16 protein-coding genes are annotated in these 18,462 nt (G+C 70.3%); 6 read left to right on the forward strand and 10 right to left on the reverse strand.

Annotated features, from left to right (window positions below):
* Window positions 1-18 precede the first annotated feature (18 nt).
* The 5 genes from Q0741_RS13315 (at window position 19) to Q0741_RS13335 (ending at window position 4,525) form a co-directional block, all read left to right on the forward strand.
* Entirely contained in the window at window positions 19-1,158 is a 1,140-nt protein-coding gene (locus Q0741_RS13315) for an ABC transporter substrate-binding protein (RefSeq protein ID WP_298233687.1), read from the forward strand.
* Window positions 1,159-1,244: 86 nt separating this feature from the next.
* Entirely contained in the window at window positions 1,245-2,126 is an 882-nt protein-coding gene (locus tag Q0741_RS13320) for a branched-chain amino acid ABC transporter permease (protein ID WP_298233688.1), read from the forward strand.
* A 5-nt stretch (window positions 2,127-2,131) separates the two neighbouring features.
* A complete protein-coding gene (locus tag Q0741_RS13325; RefSeq protein WP_298233689.1) occupies window positions 2,132-2,986 on the forward strand; it encodes a branched-chain amino acid ABC transporter permease in 855 nt (284 codons plus the stop codon).
* Between the two features lie 4 nt (window positions 2,987-2,990).
* A complete protein-coding gene (locus Q0741_RS13330; protein ID WP_298233690.1) occupies window positions 2,991-3,797 on the forward strand; it encodes an ABC transporter ATP-binding protein in 807 nt (268 codons plus the stop codon).
* Window positions 3,794-4,525 carry an ABC transporter ATP-binding protein gene (locus Q0741_RS13335; RefSeq protein ID WP_298233691.1) on the forward strand — a complete coding sequence of 244 codons (732 nt, stop codon included), beginning with the start codon at window positions 3,794-3,796 and terminating at the stop codon, window positions 4,523-4,525. Before Q0741_RS13330 ends, Q0741_RS13335 begins: the two co-directional genes overlap by 4 nt.
* A gap of 95 nt (window positions 4,526-4,620) precedes the next feature.
* Here Q0741_RS13335 and Q0741_RS13340 read toward each other — a convergent pair whose 3' ends face one another.
* The 9 genes from Q0741_RS13340 to nirB all read right to left on the reverse strand — a co-directional run bounded on the left by Q0741_RS13340 (window position 4,621) and on the right by nirB (window position 15,028).
* A complete protein-coding gene (locus Q0741_RS13340; protein WP_298233692.1) occupies window positions 4,621-4,980 on the reverse strand; it encodes a TIGR01244 family sulfur transferase in 360 nt (119 codons plus the stop codon).
* 9 nt (window positions 4,981-4,989) lie between these two features.
* Entirely contained in the window at window positions 4,990-5,436 is a 447-nt protein-coding gene (locus Q0741_RS13345; RefSeq protein WP_298233711.1) for a GatB/YqeY domain-containing protein, read from the reverse strand.
* Window positions 5,437-5,542: 106 nt separating this feature from the next.
* Window positions 5,543-5,755: a 30S ribosomal protein S21 gene (gene rpsU / locus Q0741_RS13350; RefSeq protein WP_012346814.1), complete on the reverse strand. Its 213-nt coding sequence runs from the start codon at window positions 5,753-5,755 to the stop codon at window positions 5,543-5,545.
* 253 nt (window positions 5,756-6,008) lie between these two features.
* Window positions 6,009-7,223 (reverse strand): NAD(P)/FAD-dependent oxidoreductase, encoded by a 1,215-nt coding sequence (locus tag Q0741_RS13355; RefSeq protein ID WP_298233693.1) that lies wholly within the window; start codon window positions 7,221-7,223, stop codon window positions 6,009-6,011.
* 28 nt (window positions 7,224-7,251) lie between these two features.
* On the reverse strand, window positions 7,252-8,163 hold the full coding sequence (cobA, locus tag Q0741_RS13360) for a uroporphyrinogen-III C-methyltransferase (RefSeq protein WP_298233694.1): 912 nt from the start codon (window positions 8,161-8,163) through the stop codon (window positions 7,252-7,254).
* Between the two features lie 13 nt (window positions 8,164-8,176).
* Window positions 8,177-9,127, reverse strand: coding sequence for a DNA-binding protein YbiB (gene ybiB / locus Q0741_RS13365; protein ID WP_298233695.1), 951 nt, complete (start codon window positions 9,125-9,127; stop codon window positions 8,177-8,179).
* A 132-nt stretch (window positions 9,128-9,259) separates the two neighbouring features.
* Window positions 9,260-12,079, reverse strand: a complete 2,820-nt coding sequence (locus Q0741_RS13370) for a nitrate reductase (protein WP_298233696.1) — start codon at window positions 12,077-12,079, stop codon at window positions 9,260-9,262.
* Window positions 12,080-12,122: 43 nt separating this feature from the next.
* Window positions 12,123-12,521 (reverse strand): nitrite reductase small subunit NirD, encoded by a 399-nt coding sequence (nirD, locus tag Q0741_RS13375; protein ID WP_298233712.1) that lies wholly within the window; start codon window positions 12,519-12,521, stop codon window positions 12,123-12,125.
* A 26-nt stretch (window positions 12,522-12,547) separates the two neighbouring features.
* The gene (gene nirB, locus Q0741_RS13380; protein WP_298233697.1) at window positions 12,548-15,028 is read right to left on the reverse strand and encodes a nitrite reductase large subunit NirB; all 2,481 of its coding nucleotides are present in this window, start codon (window positions 15,026-15,028) and stop codon (window positions 12,548-12,550) included.
* A gap of 56 nt (window positions 15,029-15,084) precedes the next feature.
* Between nirB and Q0741_RS13385 the strand changes: the two genes are divergently transcribed.
* A complete protein-coding gene (locus tag Q0741_RS13385) occupies window positions 15,085-16,809 on the forward strand; it encodes a bifunctional protein-serine/threonine kinase/phosphatase (protein WP_298233698.1) in 1,725 nt (574 codons plus the stop codon).
* Window positions 16,810-17,008: 199 nt separating this feature from the next.
* Here the strand turns inward: Q0741_RS13385 and Q0741_RS13390 are convergent, their stop codons facing one another.
* Window positions 17,009-18,292, reverse strand: a complete 1,284-nt coding sequence (locus Q0741_RS13390) for a nitrate/nitrite transporter (protein WP_298233699.1) — start codon at window positions 18,290-18,292, stop codon at window positions 17,009-17,011.
* Window positions 18,293-18,462: the final 170 nt, after the last annotated feature.

Below are 18,462 nucleotides of genomic sequence, written 5' to 3' on the forward strand. Positions count from 1 at the left end.
TTCACCGGTAGGACCCCCATGAAAAAACTGCTCACCATCCTGAGTGCGGCCGTGGCCGCGACCGTGGCCCAGGCGGCCGACATCAAGGTCGGCGTGGCCGAGGCCCTGTCCGGCGGCGCGGCGCAGTACGGCGCGGCCATCCGCAACGGCTTCCAGCTCGCGGCCGACGAGATCAACGCCGCCGGCGGCATCAACGGCAACAAGATCGCGCTGGTGATTGAAGACGAGCAGGGCAAGAAGGAAGAGGCGATCAACGTCTTCAAGAAGCTCATCTTCCAGGACCAGGTCCTGATGATCTTCGGCCCCACGCTGTCCAACTCCGCGCAGGCCGCCGACCCCATCGCCCAGGGTGCCAAGACCGTGGTGTTCGGCACCTCCAACACCGCCGACGGCATCACTTCCATCGGCGACTTCGTGTTCCGCAACTCCGTCACCGAGGCCGACGTGCTGCCCGAGACGCTGAAGATGGCGGTCAAGAAGGCCGGCGTGAAGAAGGTGGCGGTGCTCTACGGCAACGACGACGTCTTCACCAAGAGCGGCTACGACAACTTCAAGAAGGCGCTGTCGGACCTGAAGATTCCCGTGACCACCACGGAGACCTTCGCCAAGGGCGACGTGGACTTCAAGGCCCAGCTCACCAAGATCAAGGCCACCAACCCCGACGCCATCGTGCTGTCGGCGCTGCTGGCCGAGGGCGCGCCGATCATGGTGCAGGCCCGCCAGCTGGGCCTGAACGTGCCCGTCATCGGCGGCAACGGCATGAACTCCGTGAAGGTGTTCGACCTGGCTAAGGACAAGGCCGAGGGCCTGTGGGTGGGCAGCCCCTGGTCGATCGAGAACCAGTCCGAAGCCAACCGCAAGTTCGTGGTGGCCTACACCGGCAAGTACAAGACCGCGCCGGACCAGTTCGCCGCCCAGGCCTATGACGGCCTCTACATCGCCGCGCAGGCGATGAAGAAGGTCAAGCTCAGCGGCAACCTCCCCGCTGACCGCGTGGCGCTGCGCAACGCGCTGCCCGAGGTGAAGTGGAGCGGCGTCACCGGCGACTTCCAGTTCCGCCGCGCCACCGACAAGGCCGGCCGCCCGGCGGGCTACGACGCGCAGCAGACGGCCATCGTCAGCGTCACGCGCGGCGGCAAGTTCTCGATCGAGAAGTAAGCCCGCGTCCTTTCCCGCTTTTCACCCTGAAGGCCGCGGCGCGCTGCAAGGCGCGCCGCGGTCGCTTTTCGTGGGGGAAGAACCTCATGCTTGAACAGCAACTCATCAACGCGCTCTCGCTGGGCTGCGTGTATGCCCTGTTCGCGCTGGGCTTCACGCTGATCTTCGGCGTGCTCGGCGTGATCAACCTTGCCCATGGCGCCATGTTCACCGTCGGCGCCTACGCCGCGCTGGTGCTCGTGGAGCAGTGGAGCCTGCCGCTGTGGCTGTCGGCGCTGCTGGCCGCGCTGCTCAGCGGCATGTTCGGACTGCTCATCGACCGCCTGGTGCTGCGCCGGCTGCGCGAGAACAACGCGCCGCACCTGATCCCGATGATCACCACCATCGGCATCGGCATCGCCGTCACCAGCACCATGCAGGGCGTCTTCGGCGCCGAGAACCGGCGCTTCCCGCAGGAGGTGGTGCCCGACGCCGCGCTGGACCTGGGCGGGCTGCATCTGACGGTGCTGGAGCTGGGGATCATCCTGCTCTCCTTCGCGCTGATGGCGGTGCTGCTGCTGGGCATCCAGCGCACGCAGCTCGGCCGCGCGCTGCGCGCCATCGCCGAGTCGCCCAGGGCGGCATGGCTGCTGGGCATCAACGTCGAAGGCCTGTTCATGCTGACCTCCTTCGTGGCGGCGGCGCTGGGCGGGCTGGCCGGGGTGCTGATTGGGCTCTCGTCCAACGCGGTGTTCCCGCTCATGGGCCAGCCGATGCTGCACAAGGGCATCGCCGTGATCATCCTGGGCGGCATGGGCGACATCCGCGGCGCGCTGCTCGGGGGCCTGTTCCTGGGCTTCGCGGAAGTGATGTCGGTGGCCTACATCGGCTCGACCATGCGCGACGCCGTGGCCTTCGGCCTCCTGTACCTGATCCTGCTGGTACGGCCCACGGGCCTGTTCGGCAAGCTGCAGCAGCGCAAGGCCTGAGCCCCATGGATGCTTTCGACAACTTCTGGGCCATCTACAGCAACCTGGTGCTCACGCTGGGCACCAACGCGCTGCTGGCGCTGTCCATCTACCTCACGCTGTCCTGCGGGCTGCTGGCCATGGCCAACGGCGCGTTCATGGGCATCGGCGCCTACACCGCGTCGCTGCTGAGCATGAACACCGCCACGCCGTTCCCGCTGGCGCTGCTGGCCGGCATGGCGGCGCCCTCGCTGGTGGCCTTCCTCATCGGCAAGCCCACGCTGCGGCTGTCGGGCGTGTACCTCGCCATGGCCACGCTGGGCTTCGGCGAGGTGGTGCGCATCCTCATCCTCAACACCGAAGACCTCACGGGCGGCGCGCTGGGCCTCAACGGCATTCCGCAGCTTACGCAGTGGTGGCACGTGCTGCTGGCGGTGGTGCTGGCGTTGTTCGTCCTGTGGCAGCTCAAGCGCACGCGCATCGGGCGGGCGTTCGAGGCGATCAAGGAGGACGAGACCGCCGCGGCGCTGATGGGCATCGACGTCGCCGCGCACAAGATGCTGGCCTTCGTGCTGGGCGCGGCGATCGCCGGGCTCGCCGGCGCGCTCAACGCTCATCTCACCTTCTTCATCGGCCCCAACGAATACGGCTTCGACCGCGGCGTGGAGATCCTGACCATGGCGATCCTGGGCGGCATCAACGGCCTCACCGGGCCGGTGCTGGGCGCGGTGATCCTGACGCTGCTGCCCGAGGTGCTGCGCGGGCTGCGGGATTTCCGCCTGGTGGTCAACGGCCTGATCCTGGTCGTGATCACGCTGTTCCTGCCGCGTGGCCTGTGGGACCCGATGCGCTTCCGCCGCCTGCTGGGCCGCAAGGATTGACGCCATGCTCAAGCTCGCCAACGTTTCCATGCGCTTCGGCGGCCTGCAGGTACTGCAGGACGTCAACATCGAGCTGCCCCCGGAGGGCAGCATCTTCGGCCTGATCGGCCCCAACGGCGCCGGCAAGACCACCGTCTTCAACCTCATCACCGGGCTGTTCCGGCCCACGGGCGGCGCCATCGAGTTCGGCGGCCAGAGCCTCGTGGGGCTGGCGCCGCACGAGGTCACGCGCCGCGGCATCGCGCGCACCTTCCAGAACATCCGCGTGTTCAAAGAGATGAGCCTGCTGGACAACGTAGTGGTGGGCATGCACCGCCACCTGGGTTACGGCGCTCTGGGCACGCTGTTCTCCAGCGCCGGAGTCCGGGCAGCGGAGAAGCGCGCGCGCGAGCGCGCACTGGAACTGCTGAGCTGGGTGCGGCTGGACCACAAGGCCAGCTCGACGGCCGACAGCCTTTCCTACGGCGAGCAGCGCCGGCTGGAACTGGCGCGCGCGCTGGCCACCGAGCCCAAGCTGCTGCTGCTCGACGAGCCCGTGGCGGGCATGAACGCCAGCGAGAAGACGGATCTGATGCACGAGATCCGCAACATCCGCGGCCGCGGCTACGGCATCTTCATGATCGAGCACGACATGCGCTTCGTGATGGGGCTGTGCGAGCGCGTGGCGGTGCTGAACTTCGGCCGCATCATCTGCGACTCCACCCCCGACGTGGTGCAGCGCGACCCGCAGGTGATCGAGGCCTATCTCGGCCGTGACGAGGACCCGCTGCAGGACGCGGCGGCACACGGGGCACAGGGGGCAAAGGCATGAGCACGACGACGACCACCGCCCCGCTGCTGCGCGTGGAGGGGCTGCAGGTGGCCTACGGCCACATCGAGGCCGTCAAGGGCGTGGATTTCGAGCTGCGCGAGGGCGAGATCACGGCACTCGTCGGGGCCAACGGCGCGGGCAAGTCCACCACGCTGATGGCGCTGTCGGGGCTGGTGAAACCCAAGGCCGGCCGCTTCCTGTTCGAGGGGCAGGACCTGGGCCAGTTGAAGCCGCACCAGCGCGTGGCGCGCGGCATCGTGCAAGTGGCCGAAGGCCGCGCGATGCTGACCCAGCTCACCGTGCGCGAGAACCTGGAGCTGGGCGCCTATAGCCGCCCGGGCCGCAAGGCCAAGCCCGGCGAGATGGAGCGCATCTTCGAGCTGTTCCCGCGCCTGAAGGAGCGGCTGGACGGTTACGCCGGCAACCTCTCCGGCGGCGAACAACAAATGCTGGCCATTGGCCGCGCGCTCATGGCCAACCCGCGCGTGCTGCTGCTCGACGAACCCTCCATGGGCCTGGCGCCCATCGTGGTGCAGGAGATCTTCCGCACCCTGGTGAGCATCAACCGCACGGGGCTGACGATCCTGCTGGTGGAGCAGAACGTGCGCCAGGCGCTGCGCATCGCCAGCCAGGCCTACGTGCTGGAAACCGGCCGCATCGTGCTGCAGGGCAGCGGCCGCGCGCTGCTGGACGACCCGAAGGTGCAGGCGGCCTACCTGGGCGGCTGAGGCGCGAAGCGGTCGGGCGGGAACGCCGCCCGCTGTGACGCTCGAAAATAAATAGCGGCCCGTAGGCCGCTATTTCATTGGGAGGCCGGCTCTCTTCAGCCTTGCTGCTGCTGCGCCATCACGAAGAGCTTGGTGCTGCGCGTGCCGGTGCGGCAAAACGCCAGCACGGGTTTGGGCAGCTCCTGCAGCAACTTGGCGAAGGCCGCGGCCTCTTCCGGGGACTGGTAGCCCGGCGCCACCGGCAGGTGGCGGTACTCCAGCCCGGCGGCGAGGGCGGCCGTCTCGATGGCGCTGCTGGTGGGCTGGTCGGGACCGCCTTCGAAGTCAGGGCGGTTGTTGATCACGCTGCGGAAGCCCGCGCGCGCGACCTCGGCCATCGCCTCGGGCGGGAGCTGGGGTGCCACGCACACCTCGTCGGTGAGCGGGCGCAGTTGGATTTCGGTGGGGGTGCTCATGGCGCCAGCTTAGCGGCTGAGCGCGGCCTTCACGGCGGCGGACACCAGCGCCATCTCGGCCTTGCCGGCGAGCTTGGCCTTGGCCGCGCCCATCACCTTGCCCATGTCGCCGGGGCCGGCGGCGCCCATCTCGGCCACCAGCGCGTCCACCTCGGCCTGCACCTCCTCCTGCGACAGGCGCTGCGGCAGGTAGCCTTGCAGCACCTGCATTTCCGCGGCCTCGATGTCGGCCAGGTCCTGGCGGGCGGCTTGGGTGTAGGCCGCGATGGAGTCCTTGCGCTGCTTGACCAGCTTGTCCACCACCGACACCACTTGCGCATCATCCAGCGTGATGCGCTCGTCCACTTCCTTCTGCTTGATCGCCGCCAGCAGCAGCCGGATGGTGGACAGCCGCGCCGTGTCCTTGGCACGCATGGCGGACTTCATGTCCTCGGTGATCTGGTCCTTCAGGCCCATCGTCATTTCTCCAATTCCAGTTCCAGAAATGCAAAAGCCCGCGACGGCGTCCCGCGCGGGCTTGACTGTCAGAAGCAGTTCGAGCGCGAGGCTCGCGCCGAATCGATCAGTACAGCTTCTTCGGCAGCTGCATGCTGCGCACGCGCTTGTAGTGGCGCTTGACGGCGGCAGCCTTCTTGCGCTTGCGCTCGGCAGTGGGCTTCTCGTAGAACTCGCGCGCACGCAGCTCGGTCAACAGGCCCAGCTTCTCAATGGTGCGCTTGAAGCGGCGCAGGGCCACATCGAACGGCTCGTTCTCTTTGACGCGAATCGTGGTCATGAAAGGGGATGTCCTTCAGTAGTTGCGCTCGGTGTCCGGCGCCGGAGTTTTCCGGATGTCCGTGGGCCAGATCGACACGCGGGTTTGCCAGCAAAACGCGGAGTATAACCTACGCGAATCAGTGCTCCGCAAGCTGTCGTGCATCAAGACCTGCAGAAACCGCCGTCCGCGCAAGTATCCGGACCGGTGATGACGGGCGCGGGGTGTTGTGGATCAGGCCCGGGCCACGGCAGCCCGCCGCTGGCGCGCGGCTTCAAGCCTCGCGCGACGCCGCCATCGCCCGCGCGCAGGCCGCGGCGCTGGCCCAGGCCCACTGGAAGTTGTAGCCGCCCAGCCAGCCCGTAACGTCCACCACCTCGCCGATGAAGTGCAGCCCCGGCTGGCGCTTGCTCTCCATCGACTGCTGGTTGAGTTCGCGCGTATCCACGCCGCCGGCCGTGACCTCCGCCTTGCGGTAGCCCTCGCTGCCGTCGGGTGTGAGTTCCCAGCGCGACAGCGCTGCGCCCAGCGCCGCCAGCTCCTTGTCGCGCGTCTGCGGCATGGGCGTGGATCCATCGACGCTCGCGCGCGCGAGCCAAGCATCGGCCAGGCGCTGCGGCAACAGCGCGGCCAGCTCGTTGCCGAGCTGGCGCTTGGACTTGCCCTTGGCCTCGCGCAGCAGCGCGCCCAGGTCGCGCCCCGGCGCGAGGTCGATGCGCAGCGGCTGACCCGGCTGCCAGAAGCTGCTGATCTGCAGCACCGCCGGGCCGCTGAGGCCGCGGTGCGTGAACAGCAGGTCCTCCAGGAAGCGCGTGGCCTTCTTGCCGCTGCCGGTCTCGATGCCCACCTCCAGCGCGATGCCCGACAGCGGCGCGAAGGCCGCCCAGGTCGGTGCGTCGAAGGTCAGCGGCACCAGGGCCGGGCGCGGCTCCATCAGGCGGTGGCCGAACTGCTTGGCCAGCCGGAAGCCGAAGTCCGTCGCGCCGATCTTCGGGATCGACAGCCCGCCCGTGGCCACCACCAGCCGCGCGCTGCGTTGCGTGCCGCGGTCGGTGTCGGTTTCGTAGCCCTCGGCCGTGCGCCGCACCTCCAGCACCTTGCACGGCTGCCAGCGCGTGACGCGCCCGGCCTCGCACTCGGCCAGCAGCATCTCGATCACGTCCTCGGCGGAGCGGTCGCAGAAGAGCTGGCCCTTGTGCTTCTCGTGAAAGGGAATGCGGTACTTCCTGATCAGCTCGATGAAGTCCGCCGCCGTGTAGCGCGCCAGCGCCGAGCGGCAGAAGTGCGGGTTCTCGCCCAGGTAGTTGGCGGGGCCGGCCTCGCGGTTGGTGAAGTTGCAGCGTCCGCCGCCGGAGATGCGGATCTTCTCGGCCACCTTCGGCGCGTGGTCGATGAGCAGCACCTTGAGGCCCAGTTGCCCGGCGATGCCGGCACAAAAAAGGCCGGCCGCGCCGGCGCCGACGATGACGCAATCCCATGTTTCAGACATGGGGCGCCATTGTCCGGGTTTCCCCGAATCAGGCGCTGCGCCGGGTGTTCTCGGCCGCGGCGGGCGTGAGGGCCTGCGCAGCCTGCACCTGGTTCTCGGCCTGCAGTGCCAGCGTGCGGGCGTGGACCACCTCGCCGATGACCATCACCGCTGGGCTGCCCAGCCCGGACTCGCGCAGCGCCTGCGGCAGCCGCTCCAGCGTCGTAACCAACTCGCGCTGCTGCGGCAGGCTCGCGTGCTGGATCACCGCCACCGGCGTGTCGCCGGGCAGGCCCTGCACCAGCCCGGCATGGATGCGCTCGGCTTGCGCCACGCCCATGTAGATCACCAGCGTCAGCCCTTGCGCCGCGGCCATCGCCAGCACCGACCAGTCCGGCGTGCAGCCCCCCGGCTTGGCATGGCCGGTGACGAAGATGACGCCCTGCGCATGCGCGCGGTGCGTCAGCGGCACGCCGATGCTCGTGGCCGCCGCCAGCCCGGAGGTGATGCCGTTGACCACGCGCACCGGGATGCCCTGCGCCTGCAGCGTCTGCACCTCCTCGCCGCCGCGGCCGAAGATGAACGGGTCGCCGCCCTTGAGCCTCACCACGCGCTGGCCGGCCAGCGCCTCGGCCGCCATCAGCCGCTCGATGAAGGCTTGCGGCGTGCTCTCGCAGCCGCCGCGCTTGCCCACCGGCACGATGCGCGGCCGGCGTTTCAGCCCGCGCAGCGCGAACTCCACCAGCGCCGTCGGCACCAGGTCATCGACCAGCAGCACCGTCGCGCGCCGGATGGCGCGCAGCGCCGCCAGCGTCAGCAACTGCGGGTCACCCGGACCGGCGCCCACCAGCGTGCAGTCGCCGGGGCCGTGGCGGCTGAAGGAGCGCTGGCCGGACAGGGCCTGCAGGCGGGCGAGGGTGGGCGTGGCAGAAGGGACGTGGGGCTCTGTCCGGTTTGTCATGTTTGATACCTCTTCAGGCGCTTTGGGCCAGCGCCTCGTCCTGCATCGCGGCCAGCGCGCCCATCAGCAGCTGCACCTGGCGCTCCAGCGGCGCCGGTACCGGCTTCTCGCCGCTGAGCACGGCCTGGATGTAGAGGGCGGTGGTGGCGGCGTCGTTCTCCCGCGGCAGCACCGGCAGCTGCGCCAATGCACCTTCCTGGGGCGCGCAGGACAGGTCGGCGTGCAGCGTGCCCTGCAGTGTCAGATCCATGCGCGGCAGCCGACGCGGGTCGGCCACGGGCTCGCCCTCGGTGCCGCGCAGCAGCAGCATGTCGGCGCCCGTGTTCTGCGCGTACTGCGCCAGGAGCTGGCCGAACTCGGGATGGGTGTAGTTCGTGACGCGCAGCCCGCGCGCGCCGCGCACGGGGTTGAGCATCTTGGCGATGGTGTGCCCGGAGTTGCGCAGGCCGAGCACCCAGCGCACGTCCAGCAGCCGCGCCAGCGGCGGGCACAGCGCGTCGATGCGCATGTAGGCGGGCTCATGCCGCGCCCAGGCCCGCTCCACCTCCTGCACGCTGCCCACCGCGGGCAGGCCCAGGTCGCGCAGCACCTCGGCGCTGGTCACGCGCGAGGGGTCCTGCAGCGGGCCGTGCACCAGCACGCGCGCGCCTTCCTGCGCCAGGCGCAGCGCCAGCAGCGGCGTGAGGTTGGGCAGCCGGCGCGAGCCGTTGTAGCTGGGCAGCATGACCACCGGCCGGTCGGAGGGGATGGCCAGGCAGCGCTCGTGCGCCGCGGCCAGGAAGCCCGCGAGCTCGTCGGCCGTTTCTCCCTTCATGCGCATCGCGATGGCGAAGGCGCCGATTTCCAGGTCGCTGGCGGCCCCGTCGAGCACCTGGCCCATGAGGTCGTGCGCCTGCTCCACCGTGAGCGAACGCGCGCCGTTGGCGCCGCGGCCGATTTCCTTGATGTAGGTCGAAATGCTCATGTCGAATTGTCTCCCGGCCCCGTTTCGCAAGAAGCGGGCCGGCATGAGGGCGCCGGGGCGATGCGGGCGTAGCGCATGTTCCAAACCTCCTCCTTGCTCGTGAAAGGACCGGTTCGCCGATGCGAACGGCCGTCAGGCCGCCACCGCCGAGGCCGCACTGGCCGGCGTGGCTTGCACCAGCGTCTTGAGCGCGGGCACGCAGGAGCCGCAGTTGGTGCCGCAGCGCAGCCGGCCCTGCAGTTGCGCCAGGCGGTCCGCGGGGTTGCCCTGGCAACTGACCAGCGCCTGGCGGATCTGCGGCTCGCTGACGTTGAAGCAGGCGCATACCTGCTTGCCGCGCGGCGCCAGCGCCACGGGCGCCTTGGCGCCGGGGGCCAGCAGCATGCGGCCGTAGGCCTGCGCCGGCAGCTCCTCCTGCAGCAGCGCCTTGATCCAGCTTTCGGCGCTGACGTCGCCGGCCAGCAGCACCGCCTCCAGCCGGCTGTCGCCGCCGGCGCTGCTCAGCCGCACGGTGCGGCGCTGGCCGCGCTTGCGGTCCTCGTAGCGCAGCGCGCGCGCGCCGTCGGCATCCAGCCCCAGCAGCCGCTCGACTTCGTCGACCAGTTCCAGCGGCGGCGGCGCGTCGGCCGCGGCGCGGAACAGCACGCCACTGCGCTCGTGGCCGAAGGGCACGCAGCTGGCGTAGTCGAAGCGCTCCATCAGCGCGCGCAGCTGCGCGCGCGCCGCGTGCGCCCGTTCCTGCGGCAGCCAAGCCAGCGCCAGCAGCTTCCACGGCAGCTCGGCCTTGAGCAGCTTCACCGCCGCGTGCTTGAGCTCGGGCTGCTTGGAGATGGGGCAGAACGCCGGCGAGGTGAGGGCGTTCACGCCCGCCAGCGGCTCGCCGCGGCTGCTGCGGCCGGAAAGGAACTCCGAGCCCCAGTGCATCGGGATGTAGGCCTGCGTGAGCGGGATGGCCTCGCTGGACACGGCCGGCAGCACGATGGCGCCGCGGCGCGAGGTCACGTAGACCAGCTCGCCCTCGGCCAGCTTCAGCCGCGCCATCTCCTGCGGGTTCAGCTCCACCGCCGGCTCGGGCACGTGGCCGAAGAGCCGGCCCAGCACGCCGGTGCGGCTCATGCCATGCCACTGGTCGCGCAGCCGCCCGGTGTTGAGGCTGAAGGGGAAGCGCCCATCGCGCGGCTCGGCCACGGGTTCAAAGGGCAGATCGGCGAACTTCGCCTTGCCATCGGCGGTGGGAAACACGCCGTCCTCGTACAGCCGCGCGCGGCCCTGCGATGCGCCCTCGGGCAGCGGCCACTGCTGCGGGCCCTGCGCCTCCAGCATCGCCCAGCTCAGGCCGGTGATGTCCAGGTCGCGCCCGCGCGTGCTCTCGCGGTGCTCGTTCCACGCCGCCTCGGGGCCGGCGTAGGCGAAGAGCGACGGTTTCCCCGCGCACAGCCGGCCTTCCAGCCGCTGCGCGAACTCGGTGGCGATGGCGAAGTCGGTGCGGGCCTCGCCCGGCGCCGCCACCGCCGGGCGCACGCGGCTGATGCGGCGCTCGCTGTTGGTGACGGTGCCTTCCTTCTCGCCCCAGGTGGCCGCGGGCAGCAGCAGGTCGGCGAAGGCCGCGGTGGCGGTGTCCTTGAAAGCCTCCTGCACCACCACGAACTCCGCCCGCTGCAGCGCGCGGCGCACGGTGGCCTGGTCGGGCAGCGACTGCGCCGGATTGGTGCATGCGATCCACAGCGCCTTGATCTCGCCGTCGGCCGCCGCCTCGAACATCTCGACGGCCGTCTTGCCCGGCCGCGAGGGCACGTCCTCCACGCCCCACAGCCGTGCCACCTCGGCGCGGTGCTCGGGGTTGGCCAGGTCGCGGTGCGCCGACAGCAGGTTGGACAACCCGCCCACCTCGCGCCCGCCCATGGCGTTGGGCTGGCCGGTGAGCGAGAAGGGGCCCGCGCCGGGCTTGCCGATCTGGCCGGTGGCCAGGTGCAGGTTGATCAGCGCCGCGTTCTTCGCGGTGCCGTTGCGGCTCTGGTTCAGGCCTTGGCAGTACAGCGACAGCGTCGGGGCGCGCGGGCCGCCCGGACCTTCCTTGCCGTCCAGCCCGGCGAACCACTTCGCGGCCGTGACGATGTCCTGCTCGCGCAGGCCCGTGATGCGCGCCGTCTCGCGCGGCGTGTACTCGCGCACCCGGTGGCGCAGCGCGTCGAAGCCGCTGGTGTGGGCGTCGATGAAGGCGTTGTCGGTCAGGCCGTCCCACAGCATCAGGTGCAGCAGGCCGTGGAACAGCGCCACGTCGGTGCCGGGCAGCAGCGGCAGGTGCAGGTCGGCCAGCTGCGCCGTCTCGGTGCGGCGCGGATCGACCACGATCAGCCGCAACGCCGGGTTGGCGCGCTTGGCGTCCTCGATGCGGCGCATGACGATCGGGTGCGCCCAGGCCGTGTTGGAGCCGGCGATGAAGAGGGTACGCGCCCGCGCCAGGTCCTCGTAGCAGGCCGGGGGCGCATCGGCGCCCAGCGTCGCCTTGTAGCCGGCCACCGCGGAGCTCATGCACAGCCGCGAGTTGGTATCGACGTTGTTGGTGCCGATCAGCCCCTTGGCCAGCTTGTTGAAGACGTAGTAGTCCTCGGTCAGCAGCTGCCCGGAAAGATAGAAGCCCACGGCGTCCGGGCCGTGGCGGCGGATCACGTCCTCGAAGCGGTCCGTGGCCAGCGACAGGGCCTCGTTCCAGCCCACGCGCCGCGGCGCCTCGCCGCGCCGGTCGCGGCGCATCGGCGCCAGGAGCCGCTGCTGCAGCGTCACGGGCGCGGCGGCGGTGAGGTGCAGCGTGCTGCCTTTGCTGCACAGCCGGCCGAGGTTGGCCGGATGCTCGGGGTCGCCGCGCACGCCGGTGATCTGCGCGCCATCGCTCTCGATGATCACGCCGCAGCCGACGCCGCAGTAGGGGCAGGTGGAACGGGTTTCAGCCATGTCGGAACCGTGGTGGGACGTTGGAGGCGGGCGCTCAGCTCCGTTACAGGGTGGGCTTCTGTTCGGGGCGCGAGCCGCGGCAAGGGCCGGCCTGGGGCAGCGGCAGGTCGATGCCCAGGGTGGCGATCTCATCGCGGTCCAGGTGCACCACGTTGCCTTCCACCTTGACGGCGAAGGCCGGGGTGCAGCCCTCGTCGGGCGCGGCCACCTGGCCGCTGTCCAGGCCGACGCTCCAGTTGTGCAGCGGGCAGGCGACGCTGCGGCCGCTGACGATGCCCTGCGACAGCGGGCCGCCCTTGTGCGGGCAGCGGTCCAGCAGCGCGAACACCTCGTTGTCGGCGTTGCGGAACACCGCCACCGGCGCGCCCTTGGGGCGCTCCAGGCGGCGGGCACCCAGCAGGGGCAGGTCGTCGAGGGTGCAGACGGGAATCCAGGCGCTCATGGGATCGGTGCTTTCCAAGGGGTTCATCAGGCTTTGATCTCGGCCGTGGCCAGGGCCTCGGCGGACAGGCGCAGCGGCTCGAACTGGCGCGTGTCCATGCCGGCCTTGACGGCTTCCTGCCAGGGGTCGGGCTGGCCGTCGAGCGCGAACTGCAGCCGCGCCCACAGCGCCTTGCGGTTCTCGGCGTCCTCCAGCACGCGCTTCTTGACGTGGTCCAGCCCCACGCGCTCCACAAAGTGCACGGTGCGCTCCAGGTACCAGCCCTCCTCGCGGTAGAGCTGCAGGAAGGCGCCGGCGACTTCCAGTACCTCCTCGGCCGTCTTCACCTTGGTGAGGAACTGCGCCACCTCGGTCTTGATGCCGCCGTTGCCCGCGATGTGGATCTCCCAGCCGGAGTCCACGCCGATGACGCCCACGTCCTTGGTGCCGGACTCGGCGCAGTTGCGCGGGCAACCGCTGACGGCCATCTTGACCTTGTGCGGCGCGTACATGGCCCACAGCGCGCGCTCCAGGTCCTTGCCCAGCTGCGTGCTGTCCTGGGTGCCGAAGCGGCACCACTCGGCGCCCACGCAGGTCTTCACCGTGCGCAGCGACTTGGCGTAGGCCAGGCCGCTGGGCATGCCCAGGTCGCGCCAGACGGACTGCAGGTCCTCCTTCTTCACGCCCAGCAGGTCGATGCGCTGCCCGCCGGTGACCTTGACGGTGGGAATGGCGTACTTGTCCACCACGTCGGCGATGCGGCGCAGGTCGGCGGCGCTGGTCTCGCCGCCCCACATGCGCGGAATCACGGAGTAGCTGCCGTCCTTCTGGATGTTGGCGTGGCCACGCTCGTTGATGAAGCGGCTCTGCGGATCGTCCCGCGCTTCCTTGGGCCAGGTGCTGATGAGGTAGTAGTTCACCGCCGGGCGGCAGCTGGCGCAGCCGTTGGGGTTGCGCCAGCCCAGGGTCTGGTAGACCGCGTCGATGCTCAGCAGCTTGTCCTTGCGGATCGCGTCGCGCACGTCCTGGTGGCTGAAGTCGGTGCAGCCGCACATCGCCTTCTTCTTGGGCGTGGCCGAGTAGTCGCCGCCGGCGGTGAACATCAGGATCTGCTCCACCAGCCCGGTGCAGGAGCCGCAGGAGGCGCTGGCCTTGGTGTGCTTGCGCACCTCCTCCAGCGTGAACAGGCCCTTGTCCTTGATGGCCTTGCAGATCGCGCCCTTGGTCACGCCGTTGCAGCCGCAGACCTCGTCGTCGTCGGCCATGCCCGCGGCCTTGCTGTGGCCCTGGTGGCCGGCGTCGCCCAGGTGGTTCTCGCCGAACATCAGCTTGTCGCGCAGGTCGGCCACGCTGCGGCCCTCGCGCAGCAGCTTGAAGTACCAGGCGCCGTCGGCCGTGTCGCCGTAGAGGCAGGCGCCCACGAGCTTGTCGTCCTTGAGCACCAGCTTCTTGTAGACGCCGCCGAAGGGGTCGCTGAGCACGATCTCCTCGCAGTCCTCGCCGCCGTTGAAGTCGCCCGCGGAAAAGAGGTCGATGCCCGTGACCTTGAGCTTGGTGCTGGTCTGGCTGCCCTGGTAGCGGCCGATGCCGAACTGCGCCAGGTGCGTCGCGCACACCTTGCCCTGCTCGAACAGCGGCGCCACCAGCCCGTAGGCGATGCCGCGGTGCGCGGCGCACTCGCCCACGGCGTAGACGCGCGGGTCGGTGACGGTCTGCAGCGTGTCGGTGACGACGATGCCGCGGTTGCAGTGCAGGCCGATCTTCTCGGCCAGCGCGGTGTTGGGGCGGATGCCCGCGGCCATCACCACCAGGTCGGCCGGGATCTCGGTGCCGTCCTTGAACTGCACCGCCATGACCCGGCCATCCTGGTCGCCGACGAGCGCCTGCGTCTGCGCGCCCATCGCGAAGCGCAACCCGCGCTCCTGCAGCGACTGCTGCAGCATCTTGCCGGCCACGTCGTCGAGCTGGCGCTCCATCAGCGTGTTGGCGATGTGCACCACGGTCACCTGCATGCCGCGCAGCATCAGCCCGTTGGCCGCTTCCAGGCCCAGCAGGCCGCCGCCGATGACGACGGCGTGCTTGTGGGTCTTGGCCGTCTCGATCATGTACTCGGTGTCGGCAATGTCGCGGTAGGCGATCACGCCCCGCAGGTCCTTGCCCGGCACCGGCAGGATGAAGGGGTTGGAACCGGTGGCGATCAGCAGCCGGTCGTAGGGCACCTCGATGGTGCTGCCGTCCTTGCGGCGGCCATGCACGACGCGCTTGGCCCGGTTGACATCCGTGACCTCGCAGCCCAGATGCAGCGTGATGCCGTTGTCCTCGTACCACGTCAGCGGGTTGAGGATGATCTCGTCGATGGTCTGCTCGCCGGCGAGCACGGGCGACAGCAGGATGCGGTTGTAGTTCGGGTGCGGCTCGGCGCCGAAGACGGTGATGTCGTAGAGGTCCGGGGCGATCTTGAGCAGCTCTTCGAGCGTGCGCACGCCGGCCATGCCGTTGCCGATCAGGACCAGTTTCATCTTCTTCATGGCTGCGTTCCTCCGGAGAAGCGAGAGATCGAATTCGTTGCGCGGACAATCGCCGCATGAGCTTTGAGGTGGACATCGGGCACGCGAGCCGCCGCGGCCTCAGGGATGTCAACGAGGATTTCGCCGGCGCGCTGCGCGAGAAGCGCGGCCTGGTGGCGGCGATCGCCGACGGCGTGTCCAGCGGCGGCGGCGGGCGCGAGGCGGCGCAGACCAGCGTGATGGGGCTGCTGTCGGACTTCTTCGCCGCGCCGCCCACCTGGGACACCACCGTGGTGCTGGACCGCCTCATCGCGGCGCAGAACAGCTGGCTCGTGGCCGTGAACCGCCAGCGCCAGCTCGGCGGCGGCTGGCACCGGCGCGAGGCCGGCCGCGTGGACGAGCCCGCCACGGCGCTGACCACGCTCACCGCGCTGGCGCTGGAGGGCCGCGGCTACACCGTGGCGCACGTGGGCGACACGCGCGCCTGGCTGCTCAGCGGCGGCGAGCTCGCGCCGCTGACGCAGGACCATGCCTTCGAGCATCCCGACCAGCGCAGCCGCCTCACCCGCGCCGTGGGCCTGGACGAGGCGCTGAGCGTGGACTACGCGCAGGGTCTGCTGCGCGTGGGCGACGTGTTCGTGCTCACCACCGACGGCGTGCACGGCGTGCTCAAGCGCGCGCGGCTGGCGGCGCTGGCCGCCCAGGGCACGGCCCAGGAGGCGAGCGAGGCCATCGTCGAGGCCGCCATCGCCGCCGGCAGCCGCGACAACGCCAGCGCGCTGGTGGTGCGGGTGCTGGGGCTGGACGCTGGCCGGCTGGAGGACGAGCTCGCCCGCAGCCGCCAGTTGCCCGCGCCCGGCAAGCTCAAGGTGGGCGACCGGCTCGACGGCTTCACCATCACGGCGCTGGTGGCCGACAACGGCGTGCACCGCCTCTACCAGGCGCGCGGCCCGCGGGGCGCGCTGGCGGCGATCAAGACGCTGCACGAGGCCCGCGCCAGTGACCCCGAGGAGCGCGCCATGCTCGCCCACGAGGCCTGGCTGGGCCTGCGCCTGGCCGAGGCCGGGGCGCCGGGCTTCATCCGCGTGCACGAGGTGACGGACGCCACGGCGCTCTACACCGCGTTCGACTGGCATGCCGGACGCACCCTGGAGCAGCTGCTCAAGGAAGGGCATCGCTTCAGCGTGGACGAGGTGGTGCGCGGCGCCATCGCCGTCACCCGCGCCGTGGGCCGGCTGCACCGGCTGGGCGTGGTGCACCGCGACCTCAAGCCGGGCAACCTGCACCTGGGCGATGACGGCCAGTGGCGGCTGCTGGACCTGGGCACCGCCGTGAGCGCGCACGCCTCGGCGGCGCAGCGCGAGCTGCACGCCGGCACGCCCAGCTTCATGAACCCCGAGCAGTGGGAAGGCGCGGCGGCCGACAGCGGCAGCGACCTCTTCGCGCTGGGCGTGACGCTGTACCAGTGGCTGACCGGCCATCTGCCCTACGGCGAGGTCGAGCCGTACCAGACCGCGCGCTTCAAGCGCGACCCCCGGCCGCTGTCGCGGCTGCGTCCGGACGTGCCGATCTGGCTGGACCACCTGGTGCTCAAGGCCGTGGCCCGCGACCCGCGCCAGCGCTTCGAGACCGCCGAGGAGCTGCTGCTGGCGCTGCAGCGCGGCGCCTCGCGCAGCATCAGCGCGCCCCTGGCCACGCCGCTGGCCGTGCGCGACCCGCTGGCGCTGTGGAAGGCGGCGCTGGCGGTGTCGCTGCTCTTCAACCTGCTGCTGGTCGTGTGGCTGCTGTTCCTGCCGCGCTGAACCCTTTTTGCTCTCCAGAACGACACATGCCGTTCGGGCTGAGCCCTTCGACAGGCCCAGGGCAGGCTCTGTCGAAGCCCTGGGGCCCGACTGGCGTGCAGGCCCTTCGACAAGCCTGTCCTGAGCGCCGTCGAAGGGCTCAGGGCGAACGGGGAAGAAGGGCAGGGCAGCCATGGCGCTTCCAGGTGGTCCCGGGGCCTCAGGCGCCGCGGCGGCGCGGCGCGGCGCGGGTAACGCGGGTGACGCGTGGCGCGGCCGGCGCCTGCTCCTGGGCGGCCACGCGGGCGCGGCCACCCTTTTCGGCCCAGGTGCGGGTCCAGCGGATCTGTACGACGCGCAGCATCACCAGCATCACCAGCGCCAGCACCGTGAAGGCCAGGAAGCCGCCGAGGTAGCTGCCCGAGTACTGCTTGGACAGGCCCATGGCGTTGGGCAGGAAGCCGCCGCCCAGGGCGCCGACCTCGCCGATCATCGAGCCGGCCACCGCGGTGGCCAGCGGCCAACGCAGCGGCACGAGCTGGAAGAGGGCGCCGTTGCCCGCGCCCAGGGCGGCGAAGCACAGCATGAACAGCAGCGTGGTGCCAGCGAGCGAGGTGCCAGCGAAGCCGCAGGCCGTGAGCGTGGCGGCCACCAGCAGCAGCACGCCGGAGAGGGTGTTGACGCCGCCGATGCGGTCGGAGATCCAGCCTCCGAGCACGCGCACCGCCGAGCCCATGAGGGTGGCGAGCATGGTGAGCTGGCCGGCCTCGACCTTCGTGACCTTGAACTGGTCGTAGAAATAGGTGGGCAGGAAGCTGGCCAGGCCGATGAAGCCGCCGAAGGTGACGACGTAGATCAGGCTGAAGGCCCAGCCGTCCTTCTCGAACAGGCAGCTGATGTGCTCGCGGAAGGTCTGGTGCTCGCGATCGGGCGGTTCCTTGGCGGCGAACCACATCACCGCCAGCGGCAGCAGCATGGTGGCCGCGGCCAGGCCGTACACCGTCTGCCAGCCGAACTGGGTCGCCAGCGGCGGCGCGAACAGCACGGCCAGCACGGTGCCGGAGTTGCCCGCGCCGGCGATGCCCATGGCCAGGCCCTTGTACTTGGGCGGGAACCAGCCGCTGCCCAGGCTCAGCGCCACGCCGAAGCTCGCGCCGGCGATGCCCAGCAGCACGCCCATGGCCAGCACGCCGTCATAGCTGTCCACGAACAGGAAGCCATACAGCAGCGCCAGGACGATCAGCGACATCTCCACCATCGCCGCGTTCTTGCGCCCGATGTACTGCGCCAGCACGCCCAGCGGGAAGCGCATCAGCGCGCCGGCCAGGATTGGCACCGACACCATGAAGCCCTTCTGCGCCGCCGACAGCCCATAGGCCTCGCTGATGAACGGACCCATGGCGCCGTTGAGCACCCACACGGCGAAGCAGAAGTCGAAATAGAGGAAGGAAGCGGCCAGCGTGGGCCAGTGCCCGGCACGGGCGAAGGTCTTGAAGCTCGACATCGTGGCGGGGCGCTCAGGTGCGCGGACGGGAAGGGGAAAGGAGGGCGGGCAACGACAGCGTTCTCATGTGGCTTCTCCGGAGGTTCGGCAAAGCGCCCGCGGCGGGTGCGGGCTGTGGAGCACATGCTTGGTCACGACGCTGTGGCCAGGACCGGGCGTGCGATGCCGGC

Origin of the sequence: uncultured Azohydromonas sp. (genome assembly GCF_937926365.1) — a bacterium.
Taxonomy (GTDB): domain Bacteria; phylum Pseudomonadota; class Gammaproteobacteria; order Burkholderiales; family Burkholderiaceae_C; genus Azohydromonas.

What these genes read in the sequence shown, in the direction of transcription:
- Q0741_RS13315 (WP_298233687.1), top strand. Translation starts at nt 19, where the DNA reads ATGAAAAAACTGCTCACCATCCTGAGTGCGGCCGTGGCCGCGACCGTG.
- Q0741_RS13370 (WP_298233696.1), bottom strand. Translation starts at nt 12,079, where the DNA reads ATGGCTGAAACCCGTTCCACCTGCCCCTACTGCGGCGTCGGCTGCGGC.
- Q0741_RS13335 (WP_298233691.1), top strand. Translation starts at nt 3,794, where the DNA reads ATGAGCACGACGACGACCACCGCCCCGCTGCTGCGCGTGGAGGGGCTG.
- nirD (WP_298233712.1), bottom strand. Translation starts at nt 12,521, where the DNA reads ATGAGCGCCTGGATTCCCGTCTGCACCCTCGACGACCTGCCCCTGCTG.
- Q0741_RS13320 (WP_298233688.1), top strand. Translation starts at nt 1,245, where the DNA reads ATGCTTGAACAGCAACTCATCAACGCGCTCTCGCTGGGCTGCGTGTAT.
- Q0741_RS13345 (WP_298233711.1), bottom strand. Translation starts at nt 5,436, where the DNA reads ATGGGCCTGAAGGACCAGATCACCGAGGACATGAAGTCCGCCATGCGT.
- Q0741_RS13340 (WP_298233692.1), bottom strand. Translation starts at nt 4,980, where the DNA reads ATGAGCACCCCCACCGAAATCCAACTGCGCCCGCTCACCGACGAGGTG.
- nirB (WP_298233697.1), bottom strand. Translation starts at nt 15,028, where the DNA reads ATGAAGAAGATGAAACTGGTCCTGATCGGCAACGGCATGGCCGGCGTG.
- ybiB (WP_298233695.1), bottom strand. Translation starts at nt 9,127, where the DNA reads ATGAGCATTTCGACCTACATCAAGGAAATCGGCCGCGGCGCCAACGGC.
- Q0741_RS13325 (WP_298233689.1), top strand. Translation starts at nt 2,132, where the DNA reads ATGGATGCTTTCGACAACTTCTGGGCCATCTACAGCAACCTGGTGCTC.
- rpsU (WP_012346814.1), bottom strand. Translation starts at nt 5,755, where the DNA reads ATGACCACGATTCGCGTCAAAGAGAACGAGCCGTTCGATGTGGCCCTG.
- Q0741_RS13355 (WP_298233693.1), bottom strand. Translation starts at nt 7,223, where the DNA reads ATGTCTGAAACATGGGATTGCGTCATCGTCGGCGCCGGCGCGGCCGGC.
- Q0741_RS13390 (WP_298233699.1), bottom strand. Translation starts at nt 18,292, where the DNA reads ATGTCGAGCTTCAAGACCTTCGCCCGTGCCGGGCACTGGCCCACGCTG.
- cobA (WP_298233694.1), bottom strand. Translation starts at nt 8,163, where the DNA reads ATGACAAACCGGACAGAGCCCCACGTCCCTTCTGCCACGCCCACCCTC.
- Q0741_RS13385 (WP_298233698.1), top strand. Translation starts at nt 15,085, where the DNA reads ATGAGCTTTGAGGTGGACATCGGGCACGCGAGCCGCCGCGGCCTCAGG.
- Q0741_RS13330 (WP_298233690.1), top strand. Translation starts at nt 2,991, where the DNA reads ATGCTCAAGCTCGCCAACGTTTCCATGCGCTTCGGCGGCCTGCAGGTA.